At 34.5% G+C, this 1,169-nt stretch carries 2 protein-coding genes; both read left to right on the top strand.

Annotation, left to right across the window (positions count from 1 at the left end):
* Positions 1-299, top strand: a 299-nt coding sequence (locus tag ACFVXH_RS41395) for a hypothetical protein (protein ID WP_387831249.1), incomplete at its 5' end; no start/stop codon positions are given.
* A 25-nt stretch (positions 300-324) separates the two neighbouring features.
* A complete protein-coding gene (locus tag ACFVXH_RS41390; RefSeq protein ID WP_387831248.1) occupies positions 325-864 on the top strand; it encodes a hypothetical protein in 540 nt (179 codons plus the stop codon).
* Positions 865-1,169 lie beyond the last annotated feature (305 nt).

Raw genomic sequence — 1,169 nt, 5'->3', positions numbered from 1 at the left:
CAGTAACACTCTATTCTATAGATCCGCCTTACTCATTTAAGCGATCTTCCTACAGTCTCAATGATCAAAAGTTGGATACATGGAATAAGGAATTAAATGAATTTATGATTGAGTTTGAAGAGAGTTTACGCTATAGGAAAATCTTTCGCAATGTTATGAAGATTACGCCCGGAAAATTAGAGCACAAACTTTTTTCTTTTATTGAAAAGATAAGTGAAAGTTGGTCTGCAGCTAATGGAAAGGCAAGAATTATAAAACAAGGATTCGATATGTATTGTATCGATAAACAAATCATTTAAGTTACTTTAAAATATGTACAACAGCATGAGGGATGACGAAGAAACTAAAGGAGAAGTGATGAAAAAGTTAATAATTTTATGTTTGGGTATTATCGGGGTATTTCTTATAGTTCAGTGTAGTAAATTTAACAACAATACAGAAGTTTATGTGGATACTCAATTAGAGGGAAATCACGATGATGAAAATGAAAGAAAAAGTTATTATGACAATGATTCAAGTCAAGAAAGTGAAGCGCTTAATGACAAATATTTAAACCGAGAAGAGAATAAGGAATATGACATTTACGCATATGATTTAACAACTAGGGAAATTCAATCACGTAATGGACAAGACGAATATGTTTATAGAGGCAACGTGATCTCTAGTAGTCAAGCCGAAAGCTATGGTTATCACACAACACCAATTACTAAGGAAGTAGCTAAATCAATTAAATTTTGGAGGAACGATGTAGATTTTGTTCCTAAAAAGGGTGAGATTGTTCTGGTTAAATTTCCTAAGGGTAATTATAAAACCTATATTGATATTGAGCTTATGTATAAGCCAACTGGAGATTGGAATTGGTGAACAAAACATCAACGGGATTCGGGCTGCTCACATGAGAACAGCCCTTGCAGTTAGCTCGCAATCCTTGTTTTGACTTGTTTGTTTTTCTTGTTATTACGTAATTTAAGAGGGGGTTTTTGCACTATTCTGTACGAAAGAAATGCGGATGCAGTAGTAACAGCAATTAGGGCTATGATCAGCGGGTAATCAGACAATGTTTTATTAATTCCAGTGTATAAGAAGATGTTGATGATCACCATGTGCCATATGAAAATCCCCATACTGATATCATCTAACCGGTTCAGCTGCCACAATATCTTCGGCCC

This window comes from Kitasatospora sp. NPDC058184 (genome assembly GCF_042883725.1).
Taxonomy (GTDB): Bacteria; Actinomycetota; Actinomycetes; order Streptomycetales; family Streptomycetaceae; genus Kitasatospora.
This window is presented reverse-complemented; position numbering and strand designations above follow the sequence as displayed.